At 43.9% G+C, this 25146-nt stretch carries 21 protein-coding genes; 12 read left to right on the top strand and 9 right to left on the bottom strand.

What is annotated here, in order from left to right:
- Positions 1-302: 302 nt before the first annotated feature.
- The 4 genes from QUA90_RS16175 to QUA90_RS16160 form a co-directional block, all read right to left on the bottom strand.
- On the bottom strand, positions 303-3572 hold the full coding sequence (locus QUA90_RS16175; protein WP_333446504.1) for a tetratricopeptide repeat protein: 3270 nt from the start codon (positions 3570-3572) through the stop codon (positions 303-305).
- Positions 3573-3785: 213 nt separating this feature from the next.
- The gene (locus tag QUA90_RS16170) at positions 3786-4211 is read right to left on the bottom strand and encodes a glycosyltransferase (RefSeq protein WP_333446543.1); all 426 of its coding nucleotides are present in this window, start codon (positions 4209-4211) and stop codon (positions 3786-3788) included.
- A 99-nt stretch (positions 4212-4310) separates the two neighbouring features.
- Complete coding sequence (locus QUA90_RS16165) at positions 4311-4538, bottom strand: hypothetical protein (protein WP_333383134.1); 228 nt, start codon at positions 4536-4538, stop codon at positions 4311-4313.
- Positions 4539-4754: a hypothetical protein gene (locus QUA90_RS16160; protein WP_333323924.1), complete on the bottom strand. Its 216-nt coding sequence runs from the start codon at positions 4752-4754 to the stop codon at positions 4539-4541.
- A 39-nt stretch (positions 4755-4793) separates the two neighbouring features.
- Between QUA90_RS16160 and rpiA the strand changes: the two genes are divergently transcribed.
- The 3 genes from rpiA (at position 4794) to QUA90_RS16145 (ending at position 8070) form a co-directional block, all read left to right on the top strand.
- On the top strand, positions 4794-5510 hold the full coding sequence (rpiA, locus tag QUA90_RS16155; protein ID WP_333383137.1) for a ribose-5-phosphate isomerase RpiA: 717 nt from the start codon (positions 4794-4796) through the stop codon (positions 5508-5510).
- A 382-nt stretch (positions 5511-5892) separates the two neighbouring features.
- Positions 5893-7101: an aldo/keto reductase gene (locus QUA90_RS16150; RefSeq protein ID WP_445242780.1), complete on the top strand. Its 1209-nt coding sequence runs from the start codon at positions 5893-5895 to the stop codon at positions 7099-7101.
- A 213-nt stretch (positions 7102-7314) separates the two neighbouring features.
- Positions 7315-8070: a Fe-Mn family superoxide dismutase gene (locus QUA90_RS16145; protein WP_333446502.1), complete on the top strand. Its 756-nt coding sequence runs from the start codon at positions 7315-7317 to the stop codon at positions 8068-8070.
- Positions 8071-8136: 66 nt separating this feature from the next.
- Here QUA90_RS16145 and rsmG read toward each other — a convergent pair whose 3' ends face one another.
- Positions 8137-8880 (bottom strand): 16S rRNA (guanine(527)-N(7))-methyltransferase RsmG, encoded by a 744-nt coding sequence (gene rsmG / locus QUA90_RS16140; RefSeq protein WP_333323922.1) that lies wholly within the window; start codon positions 8878-8880, stop codon positions 8137-8139.
- A gap of 194 nt (positions 8881-9074) precedes the next feature.
- Entirely contained in the window at positions 9075-9740 is a 666-nt protein-coding gene (locus tag QUA90_RS16135) for an energy-coupling factor ABC transporter ATP-binding protein (RefSeq protein WP_333081148.1), read from the bottom strand.
- Between the two features lie 372 nt (positions 9741-10112).
- Between QUA90_RS16135 and QUA90_RS16130 the strand changes: the two genes are divergently transcribed.
- The 3 genes from QUA90_RS16130 (at position 10113) to QUA90_RS16120 (ending at position 12216) form a co-directional block, all read left to right on the top strand.
- Complete coding sequence (locus QUA90_RS16130) at positions 10113-11129, top strand: Sll0314/Alr1548 family TPR repeat-containing protein (protein ID WP_333446500.1); 1017 nt, start codon at positions 10113-10115, stop codon at positions 11127-11129.
- A gap of 15 nt (positions 11130-11144) precedes the next feature.
- Positions 11145-11597 (top strand): DUF3531 family protein, encoded by a 453-nt coding sequence (locus QUA90_RS16125; RefSeq protein ID WP_333038358.1) that lies wholly within the window; start codon positions 11145-11147, stop codon positions 11595-11597.
- 184 nt (positions 11598-11781) lie between these two features.
- On the top strand, positions 11782-12216 hold the full coding sequence (locus tag QUA90_RS16120) for an NUDIX domain-containing protein (protein WP_333323917.1): 435 nt from the start codon (positions 11782-11784) through the stop codon (positions 12214-12216).
- 148 nt (positions 12217-12364) lie between these two features.
- Here QUA90_RS16120 and QUA90_RS16115 read toward each other — a convergent pair whose 3' ends face one another.
- A complete protein-coding gene (locus tag QUA90_RS16115; protein ID WP_333323915.1) occupies positions 12365-12730 on the bottom strand; it encodes a phage holin family protein in 366 nt (121 codons plus the stop codon).
- A 21-nt stretch (positions 12731-12751) separates the two neighbouring features.
- Entirely contained in the window at positions 12752-13843 is a 1092-nt protein-coding gene (ychF, locus tag QUA90_RS16110; protein WP_333446497.1) for a redox-regulated ATPase YchF, read from the bottom strand.
- A 175-nt stretch (positions 13844-14018) separates the two neighbouring features.
- Between ychF and QUA90_RS16105 the strand changes: the two genes are divergently transcribed.
- Positions 14019-14321 (top strand): hypothetical protein, encoded by a 303-nt coding sequence (locus QUA90_RS16105; protein WP_333446496.1) that lies wholly within the window; start codon positions 14019-14021, stop codon positions 14319-14321.
- Positions 14322-14454: 133 nt separating this feature from the next.
- On the opposite strand, the gene QUA90_RS16100 is transcribed toward QUA90_RS16105, so the two are convergent.
- Positions 14455-14703, bottom strand: coding sequence for a gamma-aminobutyric acid A receptor, epsilon-like protein (locus tag QUA90_RS16100; RefSeq protein WP_333061712.1), 249 nt, complete (start codon positions 14701-14703; stop codon positions 14455-14457).
- 491 nt (positions 14704-15194) lie between these two features.
- Between QUA90_RS16100 and QUA90_RS16095 the strand changes: the two genes are divergently transcribed.
- The 5 genes from QUA90_RS16095 (at position 15195) to QUA90_RS16075 (ending at position 24569) form a co-directional block, all read left to right on the top strand.
- Positions 15195-16091 (top strand): C39 family peptidase, encoded by an 897-nt coding sequence (locus tag QUA90_RS16095; RefSeq protein ID WP_333236885.1) that lies wholly within the window; start codon positions 15195-15197, stop codon positions 16089-16091.
- A 117-nt stretch (positions 16092-16208) separates the two neighbouring features.
- Positions 16209-16754 carry a hypothetical protein gene (locus QUA90_RS16090; protein WP_333323909.1) on the top strand — a complete coding sequence of 182 codons (546 nt, stop codon included), beginning with the start codon at positions 16209-16211 and terminating at the stop codon, positions 16752-16754.
- A gap of 64 nt (positions 16755-16818) precedes the next feature.
- Entirely contained in the window at positions 16819-17460 is a 642-nt protein-coding gene (locus tag QUA90_RS16085) for a lysozyme (RefSeq protein ID WP_333446493.1), read from the top strand.
- Between the two features lie 71 nt (positions 17461-17531).
- Positions 17532-19670: a caspase family protein gene (locus QUA90_RS16080; RefSeq protein ID WP_333323905.1), complete on the top strand. Its 2139-nt coding sequence runs from the start codon at positions 17532-17534 to the stop codon at positions 19668-19670.
- Positions 19671-19781: 111 nt separating this feature from the next.
- The gene (locus QUA90_RS16075) at positions 19782-24569 is read left to right on the top strand and encodes an nSTAND1 domain-containing NTPase (protein ID WP_333446491.1); all 4788 of its coding nucleotides are present in this window, start codon (positions 19782-19784) and stop codon (positions 24567-24569) included.
- Positions 24570-25146 lie beyond the last annotated feature (577 nt).

The raw sequence follows: 25146 nt of genomic DNA, 5'->3' as shown, positions 1-25146 counted from the left end.
TAACTTGTGCGTAATTCTAGCACCACAAAAAAACGATCGCCCTAACTGGCATAAAGTTAGTGCGATCGCGGTACTATGAATCAGCTATTTATCTATCAGAATCGGCGCGGAATTTTTACGCATTTCCACGGATTTTTTTACAAAACTTTACCGTGAGTAGCGTACAAATATCCAGAAACCACGTTTCTCTACCTAAGCTCTCTTTTTTTATTGAACCGCAGAGAACGCAGAGGCGCAGAGGAAGAGAAGAGAGGTAGGAAGGAGTTCACAAGTAATGAGGAATTCCTATAGCAATTCCCTACCTATTTAGCTAACAGTTTTTGAAACACCTCATACATATCCTCAGCCAACTTTTTAGGATTCCACAAAGGTGCGAGATGTTCTGGCTGCTTAGATTTTAATAAATGCTCTTTCACCGCATTTCTGAAACCCGCATCGCGACCAAACTTAACTCCCCACTGCGTGTATTCCTCCCAAGTCCACGCCGCACCAACATCAACATTTGCACTTTTCAGAAAAGCGTAACCCATGCGCGAAAGATATTGGTCGCCCGATCGAGTTACCACTGGCAAATTCGCCCACAAAGCCTCTAAATTGTGAGTCCCGCCGTTGTAAGGATAGGAATCTAAAAGCACGTCGGCTACATAATAAATAGCGCGGTGCTCTTCTTCACTTCTGGTTTGCCCTATAAACTTAATCCGACCAAAATCTACTCCCTGAATTTCGCATTCTTGGCGGTAAGTGCTGTGAATAACATCCGGGTCGCCTTGACCTTTGCGGATTAACACACTCTCTGGTACTTCCTTAAGAATTGTAACTTGAGCTCGTACCATTTCGGGATTGGTTTTTCTCCCGGGGGCAACGCACAGATAAGTCATTTGCTCTAAACCAATTCCGAGAGCATTTCTAATCGCCTCTCGATTCACAGGAATGCTTTGCAGTGCACCAATTGCTACCGAACAAACAGGCAATCTTACTAACTGTTCTAAGTAATTTTTTTCCACACCAGGGGGGTGAGTGTGTTCGTCGCAGAGAAAGTAGTGATTATCTGAAATGTAGGGTGCGTCAAATCCTAGCCAAGAAACGCAAATACCCGCAGGATATTGATACAGCACTTCCACATTTGTTGGCACTGTCATCGAGTCTAAGTCTATCAAAACATCCAAGTTGTCTTGCGCTACTTCGGCGAAGATTTCACCGCCATCAGCAAAGCCGTTTGGATATTTTTTAGGCCAGTAAAACTTGCCCGCCATGTCTTCAAACCGCTGCGTAACTTCATCTCGGTGGAGTTTGCCGGTGACGTAAAGGTGCACGTGGGGGGTGATGTGGCTTAATTCGCGAATTAGAGCTTCGCTGCACCAGCCTACTGAGTGGCGGCGGAAGTGTTTGGAAAGAAAGCCGATTTTTAAAGGACGCTGTTCTTTTGTTTGGTAATTTGCTAAGTTGATTCTGTTAATGTCTTGGCGCTTAGGGACGGCTTTTTGGTAGTATTCTTTGGCAATTAGTCTGTAGAAACTGGCATTCTTTTCGCGGTTGTCTCGCAGGTGAGAAACTGCAAACAGGAAGATTTCGTAGAGCAGTTTTAGTTCGATAACACTAAAGGTTTCGACCTTTTCGTAGCAGAGTTTTTCGATTTCTTCGAGTTTTTGAATTGCGTGTTGGCTGACACCTGATTGCAGGTAGGAAAAGACGTAGGCTGTAGCTGACATGATTGGGGCATTTTCGCCACAGTTTTCGCAGTATTTGTCGGCTATGCTACGGGCTCCGGCGAGGTTGGTGGAATGGCTTAGCAAGTCGCACAGTTGTTGGTAGGCTTCGCTAAATTTAGGGTTGCATTGGATCGCTTTTTCAAAATTGGCGATCGCCTCCAACGGCTTATCTTGTTTCTGAATGTGTCCCATCCGGCAGTAAACCTCTGCCCAATTCGGTTTTAATCCCAAAGCTTGCTGATAGCTGGCTAAAGCTTCTTCCAGCCGCCCCTGCATGGAAAAACAACTGCCGAGGTTAGCGTGAACTTCCGGCCAGTCGGGCTTTATTTTCAGAGTGTTTTGATAATTAGTAATTGCTTCGTCGTACTTGTTTTGCTGTAAAAAAGAATTGGCTATATTGAAGTGCAAAACTTCTAAATGCGGCTTTAAAGCTACAGCTTTCTGATAGTAAGCGATGGCAGCATCGAGATTGCCTTGTTGGGATCGCGCGCTGCCGATGTTACCGTAAGCTTCGGCCCAATCCGGTTTAATGGCGATCGCATTTTCGTAGCTTTCGATGGCTTCCTCGCGCTTTCCTTGGCTGAAAAGCCGATTACCTAAGTTAAAGTGGAAGTCTGCACCGACTAGCTGCGGGTTGAGTTCGGATGTTCTTTTAAAACAGGCGATCGCAGCTTCGATGTTGCCGTGTTGGTGATATACTTTCCCTAAATTCCAGTGAGCTCCCGCTAAATCAGGACTCAGGGCAATGGCTTGCTGGTAATGGGCGATCGCTTCTTCCAAACGCCCCATTTTGAAATACATACTGCCGATATTGGCGCGCACTTCCGCAAAATTTGGCTGCAATTCTAGGGCTTGAGAATACGATCGAATTGCAGCTTCAGTTTTGCCTCCTGCTTGCAAGGCATTGCCTAAAGTGACGTAAGCGTAGATGAAATCCGGTCGAATTTTTAGCGCTTGCTGACAAGCTGCGATCGCCTCTTTAATTTTACCTTGAAGTAAAAAGTTTTCGGCGAGTTTATTGTACGGTTCTACTTCTTCAAAATTGGCAACTTGTCCGCTATCTGGAACGTTGAGCGAGGTAACTTGTTCGGAAAGTTCGGCGGGGTTTGTAAAGGGAGTATTTAAAGTCTCAGTGGTGGGGGCTGGCGACAAATTGATGCTCGAAGGCTGCAAGCCGTAGCCTTCATCTTTGTTGACAGATACTGGTTGCGTTTCCCCTGATTCTGTTTCTAATTCAATAAAGTTGCTGTCAGTATTTTCCCGCTCTTTTTGTGCGATCAAACTCGATAGTTTCTCAGCAGCGCTGGCATCTTCCGGTTGCTGTTGCAGCACTTTTTGATAGCAAGCAATGGCTGCATCTAACTTTCCTTGCTGCTGCAAAACGCTGCCCAGCATCATATTGACCGAACACAATTGAGGATTAATCGCCAGAGCTTTCTGGTAATAATTTGCCGCCTGTTCCAATTGCCCTAACTTGTAATACATACTGCCGAGATTCGCGCTGGCTTCAGCAAATTCCGGCTGAATTTCTAAAGCTTGCAAGTAAGCTTCAATTGCCCTTTCCAGCTTTTCTTGACTGTGCAGGGCATTGCCCATTGTCAAGTAAGCGGCAGCAAAATTAGGTTTGAATTTAAGAGCAAGATTGCAAGAGGCGATCGCATTTTCAAATTCTCCTTGCAAAACATAAACTTCCGCCAACTTTTTATGAACTTCTGCATCTCCTGGATTGAAATCTAAAGCTTTCTGATAATTCTCGATTGCGCCACCGAGATCACCTCGCTCTTTCAGCCAATTTCCCTTTTGAAAATAATCTCTCACTGCCTCTAAACCTACTAAAGAATTCCCGATCATTTGCTCTGCCACTCTTACAGGTTTTACACTAATACTATTCAGCCATTCTACCCACTATCGGGATCGCACAGACCAAGTACACCCTCGATTTATATATTCTACCTGCTGTCTCCGATGATTTTCAGCAGTGGCGCCGCCCGCACCCCTGGCCTCATTTAAAACTCGGACTACGGCCTCTGAAAACCGCCTTGTATATCCCTCCCAATCTGCTTTGCCCGCCCGCTTCTAATTAGTGATCAATGCAAAATTTTCCACCCCTGACATTGAAACTAGACGGGCAAATCCAGCAGTTGTTTCCGGCAAAGCTGCCAATTCACTCGTCACAATCCGGCAACCACTGGCCATCGCCTCCATCACCGCAATAGATGAGGTTTCCAAATAGGTATTCGGGTAAGCTAAAACCGCAACTGAACGCAGTTGCCGGAGGAGTTCGGGTTGGGGTATGGAACCGACGTACTCGACGCCTTCTGTTCCCTGACACTGGCGGTAAAGTTGACCGCAAAAAAGCTGGTTATCATTGTCGTCTATTTGGTGTACTTTCATGCTCGAAAATACTTTTAATGTGGTTCCGGGGAAAGCTTGACGAATTGCGGGAAAGACTTTTAACAAAATATCGAGTCCGCGAAATGGAGTGCTGGTGTAAGCTAGAATGGGCGGCAGAGATTTTTGAGAGAAAATAGAAATATTATCGGGGAAAATGTTAGCAAAACAAGGTGTAATCGCATTTGTTAAAACACAACTGCGATGGAATTAACTCCCAAAGCGCTGGCAAAATTGCTCGAGCTGCCAGTCGCTGACAAATACAAAGGCATCGCAAGCATTGATTTCTCGCTCATTCTTAAAATTTTCGAGGAATACAAAGCCGGGTTCGTTATTAATCCACAAAATTAATTTAGTTTGTTCCCCCAAAAGCCGCTTAACTTCCAGCGCTTTGCCGGCTATATTAACTATAACTAAAAAATCGAGCGATCGCAGCAATTATAAATTAGATTTGTCCCCCACCCTGCGCCTGCAATCAACACCGTGCGACATCCCCGACTCGGAAGTATTGTTGAGCAAAAATACCTCGTTTCCCTGTGCAGCCAACGCCTCAGCTAAGTAACAAATAGCAGACTGAGTGCCTCCCAAAGGTTCGCGGTAAGGAGTTGCAATATTGTAATCCCAGGTGTAGGTATCGAGAAAGCCGATTTTCATTCAATGGTATAATCTTAAAACTATTAAGGAGTACCGAACATGACCACAGAACAAGATCCCGTAAAATTGATGAAACAGCAAGTCGGCTTTGCTGCTGCCGATCGCGTAAAATCTGGTATGATTGTCGGACTAGGCACCGGGTCAACTACAGCTTATACTATTCAAGCATTGGGCGACCGCATAAAATCAGGTGAACTCAAAGATATCAAGGGAGTGCCGACATCTTTTCAATCAGAAGTGTTAGCCAAACAGTACGGAGTACCGCTGACAACACTAGATGAAATTGACAGAATTGATGTGGCTATTGACGGCGCTGATGAAGTCGATCCCCACCTCAACTTAATTAAAGGTGGCGGCGCCGCCCACACCCGCGAAAAAGTAGTCGATTACCTCGCCACTCAATTTATTGTAGTAGTTGACAGTTCTAAAATCGTAGATAAATTGGGTTCGACTTTTCGCGTCCCCATCGAAGTTATACCGATGGCATTAACACCCGTGATGCGCGCCATTGAAAAATTGGGTGGCAAACCCGAACTCCGCATGGGCGTGAAAAAAGCAGGCCCCGTAATTACCGATCAAGGTAATATGGTAATTGATGTCAAATTTGATGACATTGCCAACCCCGGAGAAATGGAAAAAAGCTTGAATAACATTCCCGGTGTGTTAGAAAATGGTTTGTTTGTAGACTGTACAGATTTGGTTTTAGTCGGCGAAATCCAAGACGGAAAACCCGTAGTCCGGGAGATTTCTCAATAGTCAAAACTGCCCCACTGGCGGTCAAAAACTCTTGGTGGAACAGGCATTTTGCCTGTTCAGGAGAATGCTGCAATATGCGAGTTAAGCTGTTGGGCATCTAAATTGTATTTTTAGGGCGGGCTTTCGGGCCCAACCCCTACTCCCCACAAGACTTTTCTTAAATTTGACTATACAATTTAAATGCACTTGGGCTTACCTTGACTTTGATTGTCAAAATTCAGGGGTTTAAACTCCTGTATGGCGGAGGAATATTTTTAGGGTGGTTTATAAATCTCCATCCTAAAAACCAGGCGATTCATCTGTCAACTGTCAACTGTCAACTGTCAACTGTCAACTGTCAACTGTCAACTGTCAACTGTCAACTGTCAACTGTCAACTGTTTATGATGCAATATCGCAGATTCGGTCGCACAGAATTATCCATGCCCGTCTTTTCCTGCGGTGGCATGAGATATCAGTACAAATGGCAAGACGTGCCAGCCAATGAAGTCCCCCCAGACAATCAACAAAATCTAGAAGCGACGATTAGCTACTCAGTTGAATGCGGAATCAATCACATAGAAACTGCTCGCGGTTACGGCACTTCCGAGATGCAATTGGGGCGAATTTTGCCGAACTTTCCCCGCGAAAACTTGATCGTGCAAACGAAAGTTAGCCCCAAACAGAACTCCCAAGAGTTTCGCGAAGAATTTGATAAATCCTTAGCTTATTTGCAACTGGAATACGTCGATTTACTGTCGCTACACGGTATTAATACGTGGGAATTGTTAGAGGAGTCTATCCGTCCGGGCGGCTGCATGGATGTGGCGAGAAAGTTGCAAGCAGAAGGGAAAGTTAAGTTTATTGGTTTTTCAACTCACGGCCCGACGGACGTGATTGTCAAAACAATTGAAACCAATCAATTTGATTATCTTAACTTGCACTGGTACTACATCAATCAAAGTAATTGGCCTGCTATTGAAGCTGCTAAACGTCACGATATGGGCGTTTTTATTATCAGTCCTTCCGACAAAGGCGGTCAACTTTACAACCCGCCACAAAAATTAATCGACTTGTGCTATCCGCTGAGCCCGATGGTGTTTAATGATTTGTTTTGTTTGTCGCATCCGCAAGTACACACTTTGAGTTTGGGTGCAGCGAAACCTGAAAATTTTAACGAACATCTCAAAGTTTTAGAATTGTTAGATAGATCAGATGAAATTTTGCCTCCGATATTAGAAAAGTTAGAAAAAGCAGCAATTGATAAATTAGGAGAAGATTGGTTTAAAACTTGGCACGTCGGTTTACCAACTATAGAAAATACTCCCGGAGGTATTAATATTTATGTGATTTTGTGGCTGTGGAATTTGGCGCAGGCTTACGATACGATCGACTATTGCAAGATGCGCTACAACCTTTTAGGTAATGGGGGCCACTGGTTCCCCGGCCAAAAAGCCGTGAACCGTAGCTATCCCGTAGGGAATCGCCTCGATGAATTAGACTTGCGCCGCTGTCTAGCGCACAGTCCCCACGCTGCTAAAATTCCCGGTATTCTTCAAGCAGCCGATCGGCTTTTTGGGGGCGAAGCCATCCAGCGCTTGTCCCAAGAATAATCAAAAAAAACCCGGTTTCGAGACAGAAACCGGATTAGTGAACCGGAGCACGTGAGTTAGTTACGCGCACACAATTAGCCTATACTTGAGAAACTCTCAGAACCATCGCCCATCCGTCTCATCCATTCGGGCGATACCACTTTTTTTCTCAACTCACTCCCATTTTGCTTTAATCTGAGATAAAACAGTTAATAATTCACTTAGGTACTTTTTATGACTCTCAAACGCCGAGATTTCTTGTATTTAGTGACAGCCACCGTCGGAGCTATTACCGCAGGTGCTTGCCAAGCGTCAGGAAATAATGTATCGCAAGCAAGTCCAATTGCAGAAAGTCCAAAAATAGCCCAAACTCCGGGGCCTTTTACACTGCCACCTCTGCCCTACGAATACAATGCTTTAGAACCGCACATCGATGCGCGGACAATGCAATTTCACCACGACAAACACCACGCCGCTTACGTTAAAAACCTCAACGATGCTGTCAGTAAATACCCGCAACTCAAAAATATCTCTGCGGAAGATATGCTGCGAGATTTGAGCAAAGTGCCGGAAGATATTCGCACAACCGTGCGTAACAATGGTGGCGGACACCTAAATCACAGTATGTTTTGGGAAATCATGGGTCCCAACGGCGGCGGCGAACCCACAGGGGCACTTGCAACAGCAATTCAGCAAAATTTCGGCAGTGTTAACGATTTTAAAACAAAATTTAACGATGCCGGCGCCAAGCGTTTTGGCAGCGGTTGGGTGTGGCTAGTCCGCAATAAAGCTGGCAAACTTGAGATTACAACTACGGCAAATCAAGACACTCCTTTCATGGAGGGCAACTATCCAATTATGGGTAACGATGTTTGGGAACACGCTTATTATCTCAAATACCAAAACCTTCGCGCCGACTACTTAAAAGCTTGGTGGAATGTTGTTAATTGGGCGGCAATTAACAAGCGCTACGAAAAGGCTATCGGGTAGTTTTCAATTAGATGAAATACAGGACACGGCCGATGAAATACAGGACACGGCACTGCCGTGTCCCTACTAGCGGACGGGACGCTCGAACTGCTGTACAACTTTCCGCAAGTAAACGCAGTGCCGCGCCCCCTGACTCGTCGGCGTTGTGAATGCTTCGACTGACTCAACTGTGCCGCCCAAATGCTCGCTCGCCCTTTGCAACTCGGTTTCTTCCTCCACCGTCCAATTCCCTCGGTAAAGTACAGCTAAACCGCCATTTTTCAGCAGAGGCAGCGCGGATTTAGCGCAGAGAGGAGCGGCTCCCACTGCTCGGAGAACTGCTAAATCGTAAGCTTGTTTGTGCTGTGGCTGTCGGGCAATTTCATCGGCTCTGCCCAACAAAGTCGCCGCATTTTCTATCCCTAAAGACGGCACAACTGTTTCCAAAAAAGTAATTTTTTTGCGAGTAGAATCCAGCAAAGTAACTGATAAATGCGGCAGGGCGATCGCGATCGGCAACCCCGGAAAACCCCCACCAGTGCCAATATCAATAACTTTATGCACCGAATCTAGGGGCAATTCGCTATTTTTTCCTGCACTGTTATTAGCTGGCAGCAGTCTCGCAATTCCCCGCAGAGAATCCCACAAATGTTTTTCCCAAAACTCCATCGGCTCAGTAATTCGAGTTAAATTCAAGGAGCGATTTCCCTCGACAATTAACTCATAAAGCCGCTGAAATTTTTGTTGCTGCGACTCATCCGGCTGCCAATTCAGCGTTTTTTGCCACAACTCGTTCATCTGGGGCAACACAGGCATTTTAATCTCATTCATCAGATTCTATTTCCACTCTTTTCTTTGAGTCCGCACAGGCGGACTTTGTTTGTGTAGTCGCGAATTATATTCACCGAGAATTTCTTCAGTCCGCGCAGGCGGACTTTGTTTGTGTAGACGCGAATTATATTCGCTGCCAATTGATTTAGACGCGAATTCTATTCGCCGGGAAACCATTGGAAACGCCAGAAAAATCAAACGCAACTCGTTTCCTTAGCTTCTAATTTAGCCCGATCGACCTCCTGCAAATCCCCGTGATCTAAAGTCCAAAATCGGTCAGCAACGCTTAGCAAATCGCTAGCATCGTGAGTGACAATCAACAAAGTCCAGTGACTTTTCAACTTACTCAACAAGCTTACCAACTGCCGACGCATCGACCAATCCAAACCCGCCGTCGGTTCGTCCAAAAGTAGCAAATGCGGCTGCCGAATTAGCTGCACCGCCAGGGCTACCCTACGCTGTTGCCCGCCACTCAAAGCGTGGGGGGAAGCGCGCAGCGGCAAATGTCCGAGTCCCACTTCTGCCATTGCTTTGTTGATTTGTTCTTGTCCCAATTCAGGATGCCCCAGTCGCAATTCTTCTAAAATTGTGCCTCCGCAAAAATGCCTTTCTGGAAACTGAAATACTAACCCTCCTAATTGTTGCAAGTGTTCCGGTGTTAATTCTTGTTCCCGCCAACGGATGTCGCCGCTAGTTTTTTCCGCTAAACCTGCTAATATTTCTAATAGCGTACTTTTGCCTGAACCGCTGCGGCCCACAATCAGCCCCATTTGCTGCGAGGGAAGTTCTAAGTTAATATTTTTCAGAATAGGATTCGGACAGGCGGTAGGATGATATACTAAGTTTTTTAGATAAAGCATTAACGCAATTGGTAATTGGGGAGAAGGAAGGCACTACACGAATTTTGACACGGATACACGGATTAATTATCGAGCCTCAGCCATTTGTTTCTGGTTGTTGCCGATCGCACACAATTATTTTACATAAATCTTTACAAAAATTTCCTTTTTTTTCAGGATGGGCGTTTGATTTTTCGGTTTTTTCATGGTATATTTTAATAATGGAAATCTGTCCTTTAATATATTACAAGCCACACTTCCATTATTAAAATATACCTCAACAACCACAAAAAATCAAGCAAATTTCACTCTTTTTTTGGTCGCGGCCCGAAAGTCTGAAAATTTAACTCTCTTGTTTCTAGTTTACAGTATATTACATTGAGAGAATTGACGATGACGAAAACCCCTTTAGCATCGCTTGGCAAGCAAATGTTAAGTTCTAAACAGACAGTGCGGGCGATCGCCTGTGCAGGAGCGATCGCCCTCAGCATCTGCATTAACTCAGCAGTAGCGGGCGATCCCTTTCGCAGCAGCAACGCGCAGGCGATCGGGCCCAACACCGAAACTGCTTTCAAAACAATGTTTCAGCAAGGAAACTACAAACAAGCAAAAACTCAAATTCAACAAGCACTATCAACCGAACCAAACGAGCCGCTAGCCTATGCAATGGCAGCCTCCCTATCCTACATCGAGCAGGACTTAAACTCGATGAATTCCTACGCACAAAAAACCCGCGAAGTCGGCGAAAAATTGACTAAAACTAATCCATTGCGCGGCAATATTTACACAGCAGCAGGTCACTTTCTAGAAGGGGCGAACATTATAGCCAAAGAAGGAACAGCCAAAGGCGCACCCCAAGCTTTGAGTAAATTGCGAGTAGTGTTTCAATACCTAGATGCTGCCGACAAAATAGCGCCCAACGACCCAGAACTAAACCTAATAAAAGGCTACATGGACTTAATGCTAGCCACAAACCTGCCATTTTCCAACCCCAACGAAGCAATTCAAAGACTCGAACAAAAAGCCTCTCCCCGCTACTTAGCTTATCGCGGCATGGCAGTAGGCTATCGAGACTTGAAAAAGTACGATCGCGCTTTAGAGTTTGCCAACAAATCTCTAGCAGAAACGCCCAACAATCCCGAAGTTCTCTATCTAAAAGGACAAATCTTGTTTTCCCAATCCCAAGGGAAAGACAGCAACAAAACCTTACTTGAGGAAGCCCGAAAACACTTCGACGCAGCCTTAGCAAAACCCGACCAACTGCCACGCAGTTTAGTAGCAGAAATTTTCTTTCAGCAGTGCAGAACCCGTAACCGTCTCGACAGCCAATCTCGCGCCTGCGACCCGATGCGCGATAAAATTAGAGATGCAGATGGAGTCTGGGGGCCGGCGGCCTTACCACCACTATAAAAACACCAAAAAACTATGCAAGTAGAGTTTCGCGAGTTTAACCCCTTTGACCTCTGGATTTGGCTGAAGTTCAGCAACGTGCCTTCAAACGGTGAAAAACAGTATGTTGAAGAAGTGTTTGACTCTTGGTTTTTCTTGGGAAAACTGGGAGGATTTAATGCAGAAAATTTGCAAGTTCAAGATGAAGGCTTAGATATCAGTCAGATGAATTACGATGTTAATCTAGCCGACCAAAGCATGATGGCTTTGATGCACAATATGGGAGAAATGGAGTATCAAGGTTCTTGGGCTCGCTGCTGGTTTGATTTGGGTACTAGCGATGCAATTGGCCTCGATGTCTTGATTAATGTTTTCCAGCAACTCAGCAAAGAATTCGTAACCATTGAAAAACTCATTATTGGCGGGGAAAATAGAAACTGGCCCGTTGACACCAGTCGCCGTCGAGAGACTTTTGCCGCCGATAATTAGTGATTAGTGATTACTCATTAGGGGCGGATTCTACTCGTTACTACGCTCTGCCTGGTAACACATATCCGGAGGCTCTGCCTCCTATTTTGCTGCTCCGAAAGCGAGGCAGAGCCTCTGGACATTGATTCCTAGACATAGCCTAGGAACCAGTTAAGGATTGATCACTAATGACTGATGACTAATTATGCAAAAAGGTAAAGTTCGCGTAATTGTTTTAGGATTAATTCAATCGGGCGATCGCATTTTCGTGTCAGAATGCGAAGATCCGGTCAAAAAAGACACATTTTACCGCGCTTTGGGCGGCGGCGTAGAATTCGGAGAACACAGCATCGACGCTTTGCAAAGAGAGTTTCAAGAAGAAATTCAAGCCGAGTTGACAAACATCAAATATTTGACTTGTTTGGAAAACTTCTTTATTTATAATGACCAAGCCGGACATGAATTAATACAACTATACCAGTGCGATTTTGTCGATTCCAAATTTTATGAATTGGATAGTCTGGATTTTGCAGACGGAGATGGGGAGCATACTGCATTTTGGATGCCGATCGAGCGCTTTCGATCGGGCGAATTGCGCCTAGTTCCAGAGCAATTTATCGACTACTGCGAAGGCAAATAACTCAACCAATACCAAAAAACAAATACCTGATATGGGGGAATTCAACCTAAAATATTTGCCGAAGAGGCGAGTTTCACCTGAAATATTTGCGATAACTAACAGGATGAATAAACCCGCCCCTTCCTTCCGCCCCCCGCATTACCCGGATCTACCTTACACTAGGCAGAGTCCGCAACAGCTCATAGAGCAAAGAGTTGATAAAACCGAGGGCGATAGCCCCCAGCAAAGCACTCCAAATTCCCCAGCGCAAGCGAAATCCATCCACTAGCCAAGCCGCCAATCCAAAGATAATCGCGTTGATAACAATTATCCACAAACCAAAAGTTACCAACACCAAAGGAAAACCCAAAACCACAAAAAGCGGCCGCACCAAAGCATTCAGCAATCCAAAAACCGCAGCCGAAATCATCGCTTTTCCAAAAGTGTCAATGTCCACCCCGATGGGCAACTTGGAAATGATAAAAAAGCTCACAGAAGTAACTAGCCAAGCAATTACCAACGAAATGATATCCATGTGCCAATCTCCTTACAAAAGCTAAACATTAAATCGGAACAACAGCACATCCCCCTCTTGTACAACATACTCTTTTCCTTCACTGCGAACTAAGCCTTTTTCCTTAGCCGCATTCATCGCGCCCGTAGCAACCAAATCTTCATAACTCACAGTTTCGGCCCGGATGAAACCCCGTTCAAAGTCCGAGTGAATAACCCCTGCAGCTTGCGGTGCTAACATTCCCGCGATAATCGTCCAAGCGCGAGTTTCTTTCGGCCCGCTAGTAAAATAAGTCCGCAAACCCAATAATTCGTAAGTAGCTCGAATCAGAGATTTCAAGCCCCCTTCTTTTACCCCCAGAGATTCTAGGAAATCCGTTCGTTCTTCCTCTGACAACTCCACCAATTCTGACTCAACTTGCGCCGAAACTATGACAACCTTAGCATTTTCTTTAGCTGCTACTTCCCGCACTTGTTCGACATAGCTATTTCCCGTTGCTAAATCGTCATCAGACACGTTAGCAGCATAGATAATTGGTTTGTTGGTCAGTAATTCCAAACCTTTAACTAATTCAGCTTCTTCATCTGTGAAACTGTACTGCCGCGCTGGTTTCCCCGCATTCAAAACCACGACTAATTTTTCGAGCACATCAACTTCGGCCTGAGCTTCCTTGTTGTTGCGGGCTAGCTTGCGAGTGCGATCGAGCCTACGTTCAATTTGAGCTAAATCTGCTAGAATTAATTCGAGATTGATAATGTCAATATCTCGGATCGGATCGACAGAACCCGCAACGTGAATAATATCGTCATTCTCAAAACAGCGGACCACGTGGACGATCGCATCTACGGCCCGAATGTGAGACAAAAACTGATTTCCCAGTCCTTCCCCCTGACTCGCCCCCTTCACCAAACCCGCAATATCCACAAACTCCATCCGCGTCGGGACAGTTTGCACGGAATTGGAAATATTGCTCAGCACCTTCAACCGTTCGTCTGGCACTGCCACGATACCCGTATTTGGCTCGATCGTACAGAAAGGAAAATTAGCAGCAGTCGCCTTGGCATTAGCAACCAGAGCATTAAACAAAGTAGATTTGCCAACATTAGGCAGTCCGACAATTCCGGCAGTAAGCATAGCTATTTAGAAACATATCACTGTTTCAAAATATCATAAGCAATAGCAATATATCTGACTTGTCCCTTCTAACTTCTACAGCTAAGCTTGAATAAATATCTAACTTGAGGTAGATGGCTCAATGGTTAACAAGTAGTTAAGCAAAGTAACGATCGCTGCGGGGCTGTCGCTGCCCATGTTAGGGCTGACAGCAGCTAGCGTTTTCGCTCAGATGGTCAAAATTTCGGTGGTTAACAACAGCGGCCAGACGATGACAGCAGTCTATATGTCTCCTCCCGATAAGGATACTTGGGGAGAAAACGAGCTAGAGGCCCCCATTGCCGATCGGGAAAAGGCAGATTTTGAGTGGAATCGAGCTGACTACGGTGGGTCGGAGGCGGGCTGTGTTTTCGATGTCAGGGCCGAATACTCTGATGGCAAATCCACTGATTTGGAGGCTGTTGACCTTTGTAAAGAGACTGCGCTCAACTTCAATTAATCGATAATTTAGGCAAAAACCGAGTTTTTTCAAGTCTGATATTCAACAAAATGATTGGGGACTTGGGAGAAAGCCGGTTTTTGTGATCGGTCTGACAAACAATCTTAAATTGTGCGATCGACTAAAACATAATTTAAACAGGTTCCGGGATTGTCTGAGGAATAGGCTCCGGCACTGTCTGAGGAATTGGAGAGGGTACAGTTTCCGGCACCGGTTCGGGAATTGGCTGGGGAATTGGCGCAGGTACCGGCTCCGGTACTATCCCGGGAATCGGTTCGGGAACGGGGCCCGGCACTGGTGGCGATGCGGGTATAGTCGGCAGCCCCGGTTCGGTACTGGGAATCTGCGGGCCGGGAAATGGAGTAGGGTTGGGAAAAATCACGGCAATTCTATTAATAACTCAATACAATCATCGTAGATAAAAAACTCAACTTACGACATCTATCTAAATAGTTAAAGTTTATTAAATTTGACATTTTGCATTATTTTAAATCAGCTTTTTGGAGTAGAGGAAAGCAACCGGGTTTATCTGTATTTGATTTTTTATGCTGACCGGAAGCAATTTGGTCATAGCCCCTCGGTACAGGCAGTGAACCCTTGAAAAAAGCGTAGCGTACTCATCACCTGCGATCGCTACAGCCCGTGGGAGCAATTTTTTAATCTAAAATCGCGCAATCGATCGCCGTCTGAAAAGCCTTGCCAGCCTGTAGTTTGGCACGACACCTAGCCAAAAGTACAGGTTCTGTCCTGTACTTACGGCCAGTTGCGAGCTGGCCTTTTGGCTAATTTAAGACTCAACTAAAAGCTAGGAACTTTTTGGGGATTATTCTCTTACGATTGAACCTAGCATCTTACCAGTCCACGAGGTAAAGAATGAACACCCTAGAATATACATTGCGTTTTAAAGACAATTCGGTGCTGAAAGCTCGCCCACTCGACACATCACTATTATCTCCAGATCAAATGCTCAAGTACAAAGCCGGAGAGGAAATTTTTATCAGTGCGTACACCCCTAATTTGCAAGGTAAGTATATTCGGGTTTATCTCGATGAATTTGATATTCGTTCACCAGAAACAGCCCCAAAACAATATTACTGTTTTGGCGATGATGTTGAAATCTCCTTAACGGCTGTTCCGCGAGGTGAGTCAGTTGCTCAACAGTACCCGCCGGTACTGCCGCCGAAAGTTGATTTAAAAGTTCCTTACCACTCTCAGCTCAATAATTTAAAACGTCCTTCAGGGGCGTGTAATGTCACTTGCATAGCAATGGTTCTCAAGTATTATGAGGTGGATTCTCGAACGCAAGAAGATATTAAAAACGATGTACAGCTTGAAGATGTGCTGTTCCGAAAAACAGAAGAGTGGGATGAAAAGGAGGGTTATCCTCTCGCAGACGGCACTTGTACGCGACACATCCCCATTTATCTTCAGCGGCTTCTCCGGGAGTGGGGTCAAAAATATGGCAATGGAAAACTTCAGAATACTTACTTCAAAAATGTTACCTCTGAACAGGAAATAAAACAGCATTTAGCTAAAGGTAATCCTGTTGTCATTCACGGTTATTTTACAAATGGTCATATCATTGTCATCAAAGGTTATGACGATGCAGAGGGAGTTTGGATCTGCAACGATCCCTATGGCAAATGGCTAGGTTATCAGGGTGGATATGACAATAACGCTAGCGGTGGAGATGTTCGCTACACTTATTCCGACCTTCGAGCTGTTTGGGATGTGGGTGGCGAGAGTTGGTGTCATTTTCCCGTTCCCTAAGTAAGCCTTGATATTTGTAGTGTCGGGTCTCCTAGATTGATAGTATCAAAACAATCGCTCTTCTCAACCCGCCCTTTCTTTCACCTTGTAGTCGGTCACAACAACTTCCCTAAAGTTATGACGCAAATTGATGAAGTAGCGCAAAAATTGCTAGACCTTGATGAAGATACTCTCAAGGCACAGCTTGGGATTCGGCTTCAAGAAATAGGGCAAGATACAACCGCACGTTCTGCTTCTATTGAGAGTCTGGAAGAGGAGCTAAACGCAACTCCCAGAGGTTTTAGTTCAGATAGTCTTGCTTTGAAATTTGGCGACCAATTCTTCAAGAAATTCAATATCAAATCCTATGAGTTGATGTGCGGCGAACTGTTAGACCCAGAACTGATAGCCAAAATTCAGGCAAGCTACAAAGAAAACTCTGAGAAAGCAGCGACATTTTTAGCCCCAGCTTTAGCAAGTCAACTCAATTTACCTTTTTCGATCGCCATGATTGTTGCGGTATTGATTATCAAAACCCTGGTTTCGGCAACTTCTACAGTTGCCGAAACCACATCGGAAACGGTCTGCGAAATTTGGGAAAAAAATCTGCCTGAAGAGACAGATACATTTAACGGCAAAGAATCGCCAACAGCAAACAGTGTTGCACAACAGCCAGTGAATTAATTATAGAGCTTATGCTTCACGGTTGAATTGAAACATAAAATCCAAAAAGTAAGGATAAATCACGATGGAACGGGTGCTGGAAATCTTCCCTGATGGAAGTCTTTATGAAATGGAAGGCGAGGTGGCGGTAAAGGCGATCGCCACCGAAGGACAAGTTAAATTGCTTTCAAAAGCTTTGCGATTCACATTAGCTAAAACCTTTGGGAGCGCTCCTCCCGATAAAGTTCCTCCTCAAGTTATGGAAATAGCCGCTCGCGGAGGGATGACAATCAATCAAGACGGGGTGAATTTGATTAAATCCTTTGAGGGAATGGAGGTAGAAGCCTATCTTGATGCTGTTGGCGTTTGGACAATTGGATACGGACATACCCAAGGCGTATATGAGGGAATGACTATTACGGAAGCACAGGCGGAAGAATTGCTGAGAAAAGATTTAGCAGAATTTGAAGGGTATGTGTCTGAGGCTGTGCAACTTTCTATCAATGAAAATCAATTTTCGGCGTTAGTGTCTTTTACTTTTAATCTGGGGCCTGAAAATCTTTTTGATTCAACTCTTTTAAAGCTTTTAAACCAAGGAGACTTTCAGGGAGCGGGCGATCAATTCCCGCGATGGAATAAAGCAGGCAGTCAAGAATTAGAAGGATTGACACGGAGGCGGAAGGCTGAAAGAGCTTTGTTTTTAGGGGAAGATTGGACAGTTTTTTAGGTTTTAAACTGTTGTTTAAGCCTCCTCAATAAACTAGAGAACTTTAAAAACCATAAAAACTGAAGAAAAATATGGCTAACGCAACCGATTCGACTCGCTCTAATTTCCACGCATTACTTATAGGAATTGATTGTTACCTACCCAATAAATTATCTGACGGTAGTTACTACAAAAGCTTGAAGGGATGTGTACGGGATATTAACCACGTAGAAGCTTTTCTGAAAAATAGGCTCCAAGTACCCGAAACCCAGATTGTGAAGCTAACAGCTTCTAATAATGCTGACGCTTCAATTGAGCCACCGGAACCAAAAGAACTGTGGCCAACCTACGAAAATATGATAGCCAAATTTAAGGAAATTACCGAGAAGGCTCAAGCTGAAGACCAGGTGTACATTCACTACTCTGGTCACGGGGGACGTGCGGCGACGATTTACCCCAACCTGAAAGGAGAGGATGGAATTGATGAGTCGCTAGTTCCCACAGATATCGGCGATTCAAACGCTCGCTATCTCCGCGACATGGAGTTAGCAAAACTTCTACAAAATATGGTGGATAAGGGGTTAGTCGTTACAGTCGCTCTGGATAGTTGTCATTCTGGAGGGGCTGCGCGAAAGATTGGAGATGACTGTGATATTCGTCGTTCAGAAGGGGGCGCTGTTGACACAACGCCGCGACCCATAGAGAGTTTAGTGGGATCTGCGGATGAATTGGCTCAAACGTGGAAAAGCTTGGCACAAAACAACCACAATACTCGCAACGTTACAAGTAGTGGTTGGCTACCTGAACCCAAAGGCTACACTTTATTAGCTGCTTGTCGAGACAATGAGTATGCTTACGAGACAGATTTTGATGGCGAGCGTAATGGAGCGCTGACTTACTGGCTCTTGAGGTCTTTAGAGAAATTTGGAACAGGAGTTACTTCCAAAACACTTCACGATCGCATTTTCGCTAAAGTCCACAGTCAGTTTGAAAAACAAACACCGATGTTGCAGGGAAAAAGCGATGGCACTTTCTTTGGAAATAACTTGGTATCTACCCAGTTAACTGTACCAGTAATACAAGTAAATTTAGAAGAGAATCGGGTTCAGTTGAATGCTGGTCAAGCTCATGGTTTGCGTCAAGGTGCAGAGTTTGTCATCTATCCATCTCAAACCGCAGATTTCACACAAACCAATCAGCGATTAGCTTTGGTTCAAATTACACGACTCGGTGCGGTGAATTCTTGGGCTACTATTACCCAAATGCTAGGAGAAAGCAAGATAGAGGATATTGAAGATGGCGCTCCCGCTTTATTGCTGTATCCTCATGTCCAACTTGTCAGTAAAGTACATTTGGTATTGCCAGAAGAAAAAGACCAACCTTTAGGAATAGATGCAAAAGTTGCACTGCAAGCCGTTGAGTCTGCAATGCCAGAAGGCAAAGGTTGGGTGGAGTTAGTATCTGGAGATGAAGCTGCTGATTACCAAGTTTCTATCAACTCAGCAGGTGACTATGAAATTTTGGATCGCACTGGAATACCAATTTCTAATTTGCGACCTACTCTGAAAGTAGACAATCCTAATGCCGCAGTTAGTGTATTAAAACGTTTGGTGCATTTGTCTAAATATCACGCCACTATAGATTTGGATAACCACGATCCGGAGTCTCCTCTTAAAGGAAAGATCGAGGTAGAGTTATTTGCCTTACCAGATGACTACGTACCTGGAGATAAGGAAGAATTAAAACCATTTAACAATCCTGGCAACGTACCAACCCTTGATGTGGATCGATACAGTTATTTGATTATTCGCAACAAATCTTCCCTATTTCTCAACATTACGGTGCTGGCAATTCAGCCGGATTGGAGTATCATAAAAGGCTACCCAACTGGCGCACCCTTTCAAACTGTAGATCCTGGCAAGGAAGTCAAGTGGCGGATTAATACAAGCCTTCCCAACGGTTCCCAAGAAGGTACGGATATTCTGAAAGTTTTTGCCACAATTGATGGGACTAGCTTTGATTGGCTGGAACTACCCGCATTAGATAAACCCATTGAGAGTAGAAATCCAGATAGAGCGACTACTCCATTAGCTAAATTTTTGGCTGCTTTCTTTGCTAGCGAAGATGCTCCTCCCACAAAAAATGTCAATTCTGCGGCTTATGCCAGTGAAGAATGGACAACAGACCAGGTAACGCTTGTTGTAAAAAGAGGTGTAAGCAGCCAAAGATAATTTTCAAAGCTTAGACGTAAAACTGTTTTTTAAGTGCATCTAAATTGTAAATTATTTAATCAATTATAAGATGCACCTTCGCTTTTTTTTAAATAAAGGTGAGGTAAGGCAATGAGTTGGAGCCCAGATAAAACAAATTTCGATCGCAACATAGCAGTCGTTATAGGCATCGACAATTATCAAAATGGAATTCACCCACTGAAAACAGCCGTCAATGATGTTAGAGCGATCGCAGATATTTTAGAACAAGAATATGAGTATCAAGAAGTAATCAGACTATTTTCCGAGCATGGCGAAGCTACATTGGCAGAAATCAATCAACTATTGTTTGAAACACTGCCCAATGAAGTTAAATTGACGGAAGGCGATCGCTTACTATTCTACTTCGCTGGACATGGCATTGCACGTAATAGTGAAGATGGGCCAGCAGGAGCTTTAATTCCTCAAGATGCCAAGTTAGGAAAGTGGGAGACTTATCTACCCATGCGGAAGTTGAATGAAGCACTTTCTAAACTCGATTGTCATCATTTATTAGTGATTTTAGATTGTTGCTTTGCTGGGAATTTTCGCTGGTCGAGTAGTAGAAATGTTATTTCCGCTTTAGAAACTATTCACAGAGAGCATTACGATCGTTTTATTCGGTATCCAGCTTGGCAAGCCATCACCTCTGCTGCTCATAATCAAGAAGCCCTAGACTATACTGATGAGCGAGGAATAGATAAAGATTCTCTGCATTCGCCTTTTGCTAAAGCCCTAATTAATGGGTTGAAAGATATGAAGGCAGATTTAACTGGGGATAAGGTGATTACAGCCCCAGAACTTTATCTGTATCTGCGCGATAGTTTGATCGGTAAAGATGGCTATAGCGAATTACAAACTGCTGGACTTTGGCCTTTACAAAAGCATGACAGAGGGGAGTTTATTTTTACTTTACCAGGTTTTGTGCGAGAAAAATTAAAGCCTGCTCCCCCACTGGATGAAAATAACAATCCCTACCGAGGTTTGCAATCCTTTGACGAGCAACACGCACGTTTCTTTTTTGGCAGACAACAGCTAGTTAACCAATTATCGGTTCGAGTGTCTCGACCAGTATCTCAACCAGAACAACAACTGACAGTTGTTTTAGGAATATCGGGTTCCGGTAAATCGAGCTTAGTAAAAGCTGGGTTGATTTCTGATTTACGAAAAGCTACCAACTCATTCGATATTACTCTCATTTATGCTTGCATAATTACTTTGGCAATTTTGGAAGTTAATCCTGATATTTCTCTCAAATTTCTGCCTATAAGCTACGCACATCAATGGGAGATTTTAGAACCAATGCGTCCGGGTGAATCCCCCTTTGATGCCTTAGCAAAAGCAATTCTTCCGCTCGTGGAAACTCAAGATAAGTTAGCTGATAACTTAAAAGAAAATCCTGAACATCTTAGCTTGTTTTTATCTACTTGGAGCCAAACCAATCCAAATCGCAAACTCTTACTGGCAATTGACCAATTTGAAGAGTTAATCACAATGAGTCGCCAGGTAAATCCTGCTAACAACCAATCTGAAGAAAAAGAGGATATTCAGAAGCAGTTTTTAGCCTTGCTTGTCAACGCTCTAAAGAAGTGTCCGCAACTTCATATTGTGTTAACTTTGCGTTCTGACTTTGAGCCTCGGTTTATTCAATCTGCGCTTAAAGAATATTGGACAGAAGCGCGTTTCCCAGTGCGAGCTATGAATTTGGATGAGTTACGGCAGGCAATTGAGCAGCCAGCAGCTGAAATGGCATTATATTTCGAGCCAGCTAACTTAGTGAATCAGCTGATTGATGAAGTGAGTCAAATGCCGGGAGCTTTACCGTTGTTATCATTTACCCTCAGCGAACTTTATATTAAGCTGCATCAAGCATGGGTAAAAGATGGTAAGCAAGAACGTGCCTTAACTGTAGATGAAGAATTTTACAAACAGGGTGGTATTGCGGGTTCTTTGAGTCGCAGAGGCAATGAAATCTATAATAGTTTACCGGATAATGCTCACAGAGATACGATGCGTCGAGTAATGCTGCGGATGGTGGCGATCGAAGGTGGGGAACCAGTACGGCGACGGGTGCCATTATCAGAATTGAATTACGCCAACAAGCAAGAGCCAACCCAACTAGATGAGAAAGAAAATCAGCGAGTCAAAGTAGTCCTAGAATCTCTTGATAAAGCTCGCCTTGTTGTTAGTGGACAGGAAACGGGAGAACCTTATGTAGAGCCTGCCCATGATTTCTTAGTTAAAGGGTGGGATAAATTACAGAAATGGCAAGAGGAGGAGCAGGAAAATTTGCTTTTGCAACGGCGACTGACACCTGCTGCTTTGGATTGGAAAGAGAAGGAACAGCCCCCAAGTTTGTTAGCAAAAACTGAACCTTTTTTAACGAGTTTAGACAAGAAGATCGATCTTACGCAAGACTGGTTAAAACAAATCCAAGAGAAAGATATCCAACAACTGCTGCAAGAGGCAAGAGTGCGGTTACAAAGCACTACCTTGGAATACAAAAGCCAGGAACAACCATCAACTTTTTTAAATAAGACTAAACCTTTTTTAAATTTGTTAGACCAAACATTCGGCTTTGCTGAAGACTGGTTGAGCAAAGTCAGACAGAAAAATACTCAAGAAAATCCGCGTGAAAAGAAGGCACAGTTTCTTTGGAATGGGAATCCTTATCTTGATGTCTTAAGAAAGACTCTTAAATCTCGCGACTACTGGTTTAACCAAGTGGAAGCTGAGTTTGTGCAGCAAAGTATTTGGCAGAGGCGCAGAAATGTTAATTTGCGTTGGGGAATTGCAACTGGAGTAATTCTGGGATTGAGCTGGTTAACTGTTTGGGCTTTGAGAGAGCAAAGAATAGGTGTAATTGGTCAAATAAACACTGCTAGGCAATCCTCAGAAACTGGCTTACGCTCAAATTATCTAACCCTAGACACTTTGATTCAGAGTTTACAGGCTGGCCAATCCAGTAAACACTGGCTGTTGCGAGTAGCGCCACCTGACTCACAGCTACAAAGTCAAATCGTTGCTACCTTACGTAGGGCTGTTTATCTCAACAAAGAGCAAGAACGTTGGCAACTCCCTCCCGATGAAGTGGTACAGGATACCCTTGTCAGCCGGAATCGCAAGCTATTGTGGGCTACTACAAAAAACAAAGATACTATCTGTGTCGGAGACATAAACAATAGGCAATGCAACAAAATACCAACAACTCTTGGCTCAGTGATTGATGCCAAGTTTAGCCCTGATGGTACAAAACTAGCGTTAACCAGTGAGAGTTTTCGAGGAATCTATCTATGGGACTGGGAAAACGGACATTTTTATCAATCATCAAGGCTTCCTGGTGCTGTAACAAGCATCAGTTTCAGTCCAGGTAGCAAAACACTGGCTTTCATTAGTAATTATGTCGTGTACTTGTGGACTTGGAACAATCCACAACCATATCAACTATATCCATTAACAGACTCACAAGTAAAGGCTCAAGGGATTACTTTTAAAAAGGATGGCAATTTACTGGTAGCTACCAGGGATACCAATGGGACGGATCTCTTTTTATGGAACTGGAACTATCGATACAATAAATTCACAGGCCCAAGTAAGTTCACAGGTGAGTTTTCTCAGTTTCCAGTTGATGATGTCATCATTAATCCCAATGGTGAGAACTTGGTAATTACCTTTGGGTCGGAACGAACAGTAGGACAAATTAGTCAGTTTTGGAATGTAGGAAAACGCACTCCCAAAGAAGAATTAGGTCAGGTTTTTAGAGTGAGTTATAGCCTCAATGGCGAACAATTAGCTATCACAGATTATGACGGCACTGTTCGCTTGTTAGATGGGTTTGGCAACCGAGTAACTGAATTAAAAGGTCATCAAGGCTTAGTCTCTAGTTTCAGTTTTAGCCCTGATGGTAAGCAATTCCTCACGGCTGGAAATGACAATACTATCCGTCTATGGAACCTAGAGAGTGAATCATTGAGCCAACCACAAGAAATGCAAAACTTAGTTCAGGCAATAAGTTTTAGCCCTGATGGTAAGAGATTAGCAACTTTAGAAGAGGGGAAAATTCACCTACGAGATTTATCATCAGGCCAAGATTTGAAAAATTTATCTCCGAAGTATAGCCCAGAAAGTAAATTGATTTTAGCTCCTGACGCTAAGCAAGTGGCAATCATTCAACCTAAAGACATTCGTTTATTGGATTTGTCATCAAACCAAGAACAAAAGCTTCTAGAACATGATGAATCAGTAAACAGCGTAAGTTTTAATCCTGATGGGACAAAATTAGCAATTTTTGAGGGAACTTCGGACGCGCCAAATTCTTTGCGCGTGTTGGATTTTAAACGCAAACAAGAGAAAAAATTTAATTGGGATGAAGGCTTCATTCAAAGCGCAATTTGGAAATCCGATACCAAGGGAGAAAAACTGTTAGTAGCTATGGCTGATGTTATGTCCACCTACGGTAGTGTTGCCATTTGGGATTTCTTTTCTCGTAAACAGTTGGCAATTTTACGTCTGGGAAGATTGAGAGTTAGAGATATTGACAATATTAGCTTTAACAATGATGGCAGTTTAGTCGCCATTAAAGCGGGACAGACTATGATCTTATGGGATTTGCAAAGCAATCAGTCTGTTGATTTTAATTTAAGTTCTAACGAAACTAGCTCTGATGACAATACTAATCAAGTAAAGTTTGGCGAAATTAGCCCCGACGGTAGTGTCATAGCTACTATTGACGAAAAAGGTAATGCTAAGTTGTGGCATTTGGGAGGATTTGACAATTTATTAACCAAAGGTTGCACTAGAGTACGCAAATATCTAGCAACCTTTAATGAAACAGACAGCGATCGTCATGTGTGTGATGGGATCGAAAATTCTCGCCCTTAGAGTAATATTAAGCTTTCTAAGAGGGACATTCATTATTCCAGCCAATGAGACGAGCAGGAGTGCGATCGCCCTTCCCAACCACAACCAATAGAAATAGCGATCGCACTCTCTATCTCCCTTAGAGGATGTTTTAAAAGTCCAGTCAGGTATAATTTAGCCCTTCTGATTGGGCTTAGCTGAGACGATCAATCAAGGTTTGGGCCCATACTTAGATGCTTCTTTGTGCCAACTATGAGGTCAAACGACCCTTTTAAAACATCCTCTAACCCAAGAGTCGTATAAACAAAGGCCGATCGCCCTCTAAGACGCGATCGGGCGATCGGGCGGAGTAAAAAAAGCCGGCGATATTATCGAACAGGTTGTATTGACTCGAAAGCCGGTCTTCGCTGAAAAATAGCCGGAGACTGTGGTAGGATTTTGTGCTGTAACTGAAACCACAGCCCCTAGACAAACCATAAGTAAAGCAGTAGCCAGGATTTTCAACTGTTTGGGTTTCATACTTATACCAATTTAATATGAAGCTGCATAGAATAGGGCTTCAAGAATAAAATTGTAAGATGACAACGAACAGATTTCC

Origin of the sequence: Microcoleus sp. D3_18_C4 (genome assembly GCF_036702355.1) — a bacterium.
In the GTDB taxonomy this organism is placed as follows: Bacteria; Cyanobacteriota; Cyanobacteriia; order Cyanobacteriales; family Microcoleaceae; genus Microcoleus.
This window is presented reverse-complemented; position numbering and strand designations above follow the sequence as displayed.